We start from the raw sequence: 7,995 nt of genomic DNA on the forward strand, positions 1-7,995 counted from the left end.
GCGCCTCCACCGATACCTTCGTCATCCAGGACGACTTCGGCGGTGACATCACTGTCACCGTAACGATCGCTCCGGCGTCGGCCATCACCCTCGTCGCCACGCCCGCGGTCAACCTGACGGTGGGCGTGCCTTTCAGCACCAGCCTCAGTGCAAGTGGTGGCACCGGCCCCTATACCTACAGCCTGGACAGCGGCTCCATTCCGCCGGGGCTGAGCCTGAGCGGAAACACCATCAGCGGTACGCCGACCCAGCGCGGCGCCTACGCCTTCACCATCCGCGCCACCGACAGCGCCTCTGCCAGCGGCGTGCGCGCCTTCAGCGGTTCAGCAGCCAACCCGACCATTGCCATCGCGCCGTCGTCTCCGTCTGCCGCGCAGAATCTTCCCTACTCGGTGACCTTTACTGCCAGCGGTGGCGTGCCCGGCTACACGTTCGCGTTTGAAAACGGCACGCTGCCGCCTGGCTTGACCCTGAGCGGCGCGACCCTGAGCGGCACGCCCACCACCCAGGGCAGCTACACCTTCGGCATCCGCGTCACCGACAGCAGCAGCGGCACCGGCAGCTATGCCGAGGTCAAATCCGTGACCCTGCAGGTGATTCCGCCGCCGACCATCTCGATCAGCCCGGCCACCGTTCCGGGCGCAACCGTCGCCGTGGCCTACAACCAGACTCTCAGCGCCAGCGGCGGCACTGCGCCGTACAGCTTCGCCATCACCGCAGGCGCTCTGCCCGCAGGGCTGGGCCTCAACACCGGCACCGGCGCACTGACCGGTACGCCGACCGCGGCCGGCACCTTCAACTTCACCGTGACCGCAACAGACGCCAATAGTTTCAACGGTTCCCGCGCCTACACCCTGGTGGTGGCGCCGCCGGTGATCCTGATCGCGCCGTCCGCGCTGACAGGCGGCACAGTCGGCGCGGCCTACAGTGATACCTTCATTGCCAGCGGCGGCATCCCCTCGTACAGCTATGCGATCACTGCCGGTGCCCTGCCGGCGGGGTTGACGCTCAATGGCAGCAGCGGCGTCATCAGCGGTACACCCAGCGCAGGCGGCACCTTCAACTTCACCGTTACCGCCACCAGCAGCAGCACCGGCGTCGGCGCCCCGCACAGCGGCTCGCGTGCCTATTCGACGACGTTCCTTCCGGCCACGGTCCTGTTGCCGGCCACCACGCTGGCCAACGGTACCCAGAACACGGCGTACAGCGCCACGTTGAACCCGGCCAGCGGCGGCACCTCGCCGTACTCCTATGCGTTCACCGCAGGCGCCCTGCCAGCGGGCATGACGCTGAACACCGCAACGGGCGCATTGACCGGTACACCTACCGCATCGGGCACCTTCAATTTCTCCGTGACCGCAACCGACAGCAGCACCGGCACCGGGCCCTACAGTTCCGCGCCGCGCGGCTATACGCTGCAGATCATCAACACCCCGCCTGTCGCCAATCCGCTGTCGGCGAGCGTGGCCTACAACAGCAGCGCCAATCCGATCACGCTGAACATCTCTGGCGGCGTGCCGTCCTCGGTGGCCGTCGGTACCGCGCCGCTTCATGGCAGTGCGAACGCCAGCGGCACCTCCATTACCTACCAGCCCACCGCGGGTTACGCGGGCCCGGACAGCTTTACCTACACCGCAACAAACACCGCCGGCACCTCGTCGCCCGCCACGGTCAGTGTCACTGTCGGCAACCCGACCATCACCGTGACTGCGGGTGGCCCCATGAGCGCGCAGGTCGGCGCCAGCTACAGCCAGACGTTCACCTGGAATGGCGGCACTGCACCCTATAGCGGCTTCACTGTCACCGGCCTGCCAGCAGGCCTCAGCGTTGGTGGCACTACCGCCACCAGCGTGACCGTAAGCGGCACGGTGAGCGCGGCGGGCAGCTTCAGCCTCGTCGCCACTGCCACCGACAGCAGCACCGGCACCGGTCCGTTCACCACCGGCCAGGGCTTCACGCTGACCGTTGGCGCGCCGACCCTGAGCATGACCCCGGCGCCGGGCAACCTGCCGATGAACTACGGCACCGCCACCACCATCAACTTTGCCAGCAGCGGCGGCACCGCGCCGTACAGCTACGCACTGGCGGCCGGCTCGTTGCCGGCGGGTGTGAGCTTCAACTCGGCCGGTGTGCTCAGCGGTACGCCGACCGCGCCGGGCAACTACAACATCGCCGTGCGTGCCGCAGATTCAAGCACCGGCGCGGGTGCGCCGTTCTCGCTGCAGCAAAACTACACCATCGTCGTAGGCCTGCCGACGATCAGCATCGATCCGCCCAGCCTGCCCAACGGCAGCGCTGGCGTGGCCTACAACGCGCAGTTGAGTTCCAGCGGCGGCATAGCGCCATACAGCTACACGCTGCTCAGTGGTGCGCTGCCGACCGGCGTGTCCTTCACCTCTGCAGGCACCCTGTCCGGCATCCCCCGCTCCGATGGCAACTTCAGCATCACGTTGGGTGCCACCGATTCCAACGGCCAGACCGCCAGCCGCGTGTACACCTTCACGATCACTCCGGCGACCGTGGTGCTCGCACCGGCCCCCCTCGCAGGCGGCGCAGTCGGCACCGCCTACTCACAAAGCCTGAGCAGCAGCGGCGGTATTGCGCCCTATACCTACGCGATCGTCTCCGGCACCCTGCCCCCCGGCATTGCCTTCAGCTCAGCGGGCGTGTTCAGTGGCACGCCGGTCACGGCCGGCAGCTACACCGTGGTGGTGCGCTCCACCGACGACGCCGGCTACAACGCTACCCAGAGCTACACCATCGTCATCGCCAATGCGGTGCCGGTGGCTGTGGACGACAGCGCCACCACGCCGTCGCAGCAGGCGGTGACCATTCCGGTCGCCGCCAACGACAGCAGCGTGATCACCTCGGTCGCTGTGGCCAGCGCGCCAGCGCACGGCACTGCCACGGTCAGCGGCATGAGCGTTGTCTATACGCCATCCGGCACCTACTTCGGCGCCGACAGCTTCACTTACACCGCGACCGGTCCGGGCGGCACTTCGGCGCCGGCGACCGTGTCGATCACGATCACCGCTCTGCCCGTGCCTGCGGGCCAGCCGCGCGCGGCCGTCACCACCGTGGCGGGGCAGCCGGTGACCATCGACACCACGGTGGGTGCCACCGGCGGTCCGTTCACCGGCGTGACGCTAGTGACACCGCCGGCAACCGGAACCACGACCGTGACCGGCACCAACATCACCTACACCCCGCTGGCCACCGCCTCGGGCACGGTGAGCATCGTCTACACATTGAACAACGCCTATGGCGCTTCGGCTCCGATCACCACCACGATCACCATCAATCAGGTGCCTGTGGCGGTCTCGCGCCGGGTCAGTGCAAATGCGGGCGTTGCGGCGGTGGTCGAGCTGACGACTGACGCCACCGGCGGTCCGTTCACTGCGGCCACGCTGGTGTCGCTGTCGCCGGCCAGTGCGGGCACGGCCACCGTCGCGCCTTCCGGCAGCGGTGCCAGCGCGGGCTATCGTCTGACCTTCACTCCGGCGGCCACCTTCGCCGGTACCGCCACGGCCACCTTCACCCTGAGCAACACGTTCGCGACGTCGGCGCCGGCGACCATCGACTTTGATGTAATCGGCCGACCGGACCCGACCCTGGACGCGGAAGTGATGGGACTGTTGGGCGCACAGGCCGCTTCCACGCGGCGTTTCGCCACTGCCCAGATCGGCAACTTCCAGCGCCGCATGGAAGGCCTGCATGGTGCTGGCAGAGGGGAGCGCTTCGAGAATGGCCTGAGCTTCGGCGTCGACCGCGATCGTCGCTGCCAGGATGAGGTACGACGCATGCCCGGTGGCGATTGCCGCCAGGTGACCGCGCTGGACGAATCTGTTCTGAGGGACGACGTTGCTGTCGCGCCCGCCGCTGGGGATCGCGGCACACGTAGGGGTGATGGAGATAACGGTGCCCTTACCCTGTGGACCGGCGGCTCGATCAACAGCGGTGATCGCGATGGTCGCTCGGGCAGCGCGGGCTTCGACTTCCAGACCAGCGGCATCAGCGCCGGTGCCGATACCCGGGTGAACCAGGCATTCGCCTTCGGCGGTGGTATCGGCTACGGCCGCGACACGACCGACGTCGGTCACAACGACACCCGCAGCCACGGCGAAAGCTACACCCTGGCCGCGTACGGCAGCTACCACCCGGGGCAGTACTTCTTCGTTGATGGCCTGCTGGGTTACCAGTTGCTGTCATTCGACTCACGTCGCTACGTGACCGCCAATGGCGCGATGGTGCAAGGCGACCGCGATGGCAAGCAGTGGTTCGCCTCGCTGTCGGTCGGCGGCGACTACCAGCGCGACCGGTTGTCGGTGAGTCCGTATGCGCGGCTGGACCTGGCCCGTGCAACATTGAACGGCTATACCGAACGCGGCGACGCGATCCACGCCCTGCGCTACGAGGACCAGGATGTGGACACCACCACCGCCAGCCTGGGCGTGCACATGGACTATCGCTACCCGGTCCGCTTCGGCACGCTCTCGCCACAGCTGCGGCTCGAATACCAGCACGATTTCCAGGACGCCAGCCCGGTGACGATGGGCTACGCCGATCTGCCGGGCGGCCCGTTCTACCGCAGCGAAATCGATGGACTCAAGCGCAACCGGTTCGTTTTCGGTCTGGGTGCGGTGCTGCAGACTGAGCGCGACTTCAGCCTGCGGATCGAGTACCGCGGCCTGTTCGGCAGCAGCGAAGACACCGACCATGGTCTGCAGCTGAACCTGGAAAAGAAGTACTGATCACCTGGGGCGCGGCGACGCGCCCCAATCTCCCGGCAACGCCGGTCGTGCATGTCGAAAGCATCGGCTGGTCCTGCTGCCGATCAAAGCGGCCGGGCATGGGCCCGGCCTTACGACACGGCCGTCAATTGGCCAGAGCGAAATCCAACCCCGCGCACACCGCTGCCACCTGGGCGTCGTTGCATTCCTGCGGGTTGGTGCGCGGGCTGTCCGGGTACACCTCGGTGGTGGTGGCATACAGCGCATCGGTGAAGCCGGCACATGCACCAATCGAGCGCGACTCGCCCCACACCACGCCCAGCGACTGCAGCGGCATGCCCACCAGATTGCCTTCGGCGTCGGCCGGGGCAATGTGGGTGATCGGCGCCACGGCGGCGATCAGCGCCTTCTGGAATTCGTGCTGCGGGTCTTCGCTGTTGCCGATCACATAGAAGCCATCGGGAATGGTGTCGCGCTCGAAGGGCTTGCCATCGCGGGCACAGCGGGCCGGGTCGAACTCGTGCAGATCGCTGTCGGTGGTCTCGTGCAGGTCCAGGTGGACCCGGATGTTGGCCTTGCGTTCGGCCACCCAGCGCATCAGCGAGGCGGCTTCCTCGATCAGGCCGCCGTCACGGAAGCTGCGGTTGGGATCGATGGCATTGGGATTCCAGCGCTGGATGCGCTCATAGCCCCACGGGCTCACGCACGGGGCCACGATCAGGTTGAAGCGGCCCAGGTATCGCTCGGCGTGCTGCTCCAGGAACTGCAGGGCGCCATGCACGCCGCTGGTTTCGTAGCCATGCACGCCGCCGGTGACCAGCGCGGTCGGCAGGGCCGGGTTCCAGTCGTGGTTCACCACCGCAAACAGCGGGTAGTGGTCCGGGGCGTAGTCCAACTGGCCGTACTGCACCACGTCGAAGCGCTCGTCCAGCCGTTCCAGCGCGGTCACCACGTCTTCGTGGTAGCTGCGCTGCCGCTGCTGGCGGGCCCGCCACTGCGCGCGTTCGGCGTCGCCCCAGGGCTGTCCGGGGGTGCCGATCGGGTAGAACTGCGCAACGGTCATCTCAAGCTCCAGAAGTCGGGGTGCGGTGGTACAGCCGACCATTTTAAGCCTTGTGGCCCGATCGGTGCTGCCCCTCGCCCCGCCTTCATACGGCCGGCCTCATCTGGTTGTAAAATCAACGGTTTTTGGCCCCCACCCCCTTGATGGCGAACGCAGCGCAGCCGGTCGTGGATGGACCGGACTTCCTCCGTCTGCTCGCCCGTCTCAGCGACGGCGCGATGCCGGCCTCCAGTCCCGCCCTGACCGATCGCCTCGGCCAGTGGGTGGACTGGAGCCGTGCCGTGGCCCTTGCCGGGGCGCTGGATGGCCGCCTGGCTGAACCGGCCGAGGCCGCCGAAGCGCTGGATGACCTGCTGGCCGATTGCGCCCAGGCCGAAGCGAGCCTGTTGGCCTCGCTGAGCGAGGATGCCGAGGCCGAGCGCCTGCTGGACCTGGCCGAGGCCGCCGCCGCGCCGAACTTCGCTTCGTTGCGGCAGCGCTACCGGGTGCTGCAGCAGGCCATCCAGACCGCTACCGGCCGTCTGCGCGGCCGCCTGCGCGACCAGCTGGTGCAGGCGTCACCGGAGCTGGCGCGGCTGGCCGAGGTCGATGCGGTGATGGAGCAGACCTTGAGCCCGCGCGAGCACAGCCTGCTTGCCACCGCCCCGGCGGTGCTGGGTGCCCGATTCGAACGCGTGCACGGCCAGCCCGGCTGGCGCGCGTCCTTCCGCCACGACATGCGCACGCTGCTGCTCGCCGAGCTGCAACTGCGCTTCCACCCGATCCAGGGGCTGCTTGCCGCCCTGCGCTCACACTGACCGGAACACCATGTCCAGAACTGTTTTCCACGTCCTTGTCTTCCTTGCTGGCCTGCTGGCCGTGTGCTGGATCGGCGTCGGCTATGTCTCGGTGCACCCGCTGGGTGCAGCCGTGGCAGCGATCATCGCAGCCTGCTACATCGCCGGTGGCGTGGAGCTGTACCGCTACCGGCAGGCCAGCAATGGCCTGCGCGCCGCACTGGCTGACCTTTCGCTGGCCAAGGAAAGCCTGGCACCGTGGCTGGAGCGTGTGCCGCTGGGCCTGCGCAATGCCGTGCGCCTGCGCGTGGAAGGCGAACGCACCGCCCTGCCCTCGCCGGTGCTGACGCCCTATCTGGTAGGCCTGCTGGTGCTGCTGGGCATGCTCGGCACGCTGCTGGGCATGATGGACACCCTGCGCGGCACGGGCCTAGCGCTGCAGAGCGCCACCGACATGGCGGCCATCCGCGGCTCGCTGGCCTCGCCGGTGCAGGGTCTGGCGGTGGCCTTCGGCACGTCCATCGCCGGCGTGGCCAGCTCGGCCATGCTGGGCCTGCTGTCGGCGCTGCTGCGCCGCGACCGCCTGCACGTGGTGCAGCAGCTGGACCGCGCCATCGCCACTGACCTGCATCCGTATTCGCAAGCCTGGCAGCGTGCCGAGTCGCTGCGCCTGCTGCAGTCGCAGTCTGCGGCGCTGCCTACGCTGATCGATCGCCTGCAAGCGATGACCAGCACCTTCGAACAGCACAGCGCGGCCGCCAATGAGCGCCTGCTGGCCGGTCAGGCTGAGTTCCTGACGCAGAGCCAGGCGTTGCAGGAACGCCTGGCCACCTCGCTGCAGCAGTCGTTGCGCGAAGGTGCTGAAGCCAGTGCCGCGGCCATTGGCGGCGCGCTGCAACCGATGGCCGAAACCACCCTGGCCGGTCTGGCCAGCCACGGCCAGGCGCTGCATTCGCGTGTCGAACAGGCAGTGCAGCAGCAGTTGAATGGTCTGGCCGAGGGCTTCGAGCGCAGCCGCGTGGCGACCGAAGCGAGCTGGGCCAAGGTAGTGGCCGAGCAGACCGGCGCGCAGCAGGCGCTGGTTGCCGAACTGCGCCAGCATCTGCAGTCCTTCAGCGAAGGCCAGAGCGCACAGAGTGAAGCGCTGGTGGTGCGCATCGGCGAGCGCCTGCAGGCCGATGCCAGCGGCAACGCCGACGCTTGGCGTGCCGCTGCCGAACAGCAGCATGCGTTGAACAGTGAACTGGTCGAGCGCCAGCAGCAGGCGCTGCAGCATGCCAGCAGCCACCTGGATGACCGTGCGCAGGCGCTGCTGCAGGCACTGGATGAGCGCCACGCCGCCGGCCAGTCGCTGCTGCAGGAACACGAGCAACAGCGCTTGCAGGATTGGCAGGCCGCACAGGCCGCCACCGCCACGGCGCATGCC

4 protein-coding genes are annotated in these 7,995 nt (G+C 68.0%); 3 read left to right on the top strand and 1 reads right to left on the bottom strand.

The genetic code is table 11. From position 1 onward, the window contains the following. Positions 1-4,751: putative Ig domain-containing protein (locus tag AB4Y84_RS07750; protein WP_442249955.1), on the top strand; the 4,751-nt coding region annotated here is incomplete at its 5' end. 124 nt (positions 4,752-4,875) lie between these two features. Here AB4Y84_RS07750 and AB4Y84_RS07755 read toward each other — a convergent pair. Further along, a complete protein-coding gene (locus tag AB4Y84_RS07755) occupies positions 4,876-5,793 on the bottom strand; it encodes a M14 family metallopeptidase (RefSeq protein ID WP_025874316.1) in 918 nt (305 codons plus the stop codon). Positions 5,794-5,936: 143 nt separating this feature from the next. On the opposite strand from AB4Y84_RS07755, the gene AB4Y84_RS07760 reads away from it, so the two are divergent. Continuing rightward, entirely contained in the window at positions 5,937-6,590 is a 654-nt protein-coding gene (locus tag AB4Y84_RS07760; RefSeq protein ID WP_032975341.1) for a DUF3348 family protein, read from the top strand. Positions 6,591-6,600: 10 nt separating this feature from the next. Next, positions 6,601-7,995 (top strand): DUF802 domain-containing protein (locus AB4Y84_RS07765; protein WP_442249956.1); only part of this gene is annotated, 1,395 nt, incomplete at its 3' end.

This window comes from Stenotrophomonas sp. 2YAF22 (genome assembly GCF_052114665.1).
Taxonomy (GTDB): Bacteria; Pseudomonadota; Gammaproteobacteria; order Xanthomonadales; family Xanthomonadaceae; genus Stenotrophomonas; species Stenotrophomonas indicatrix.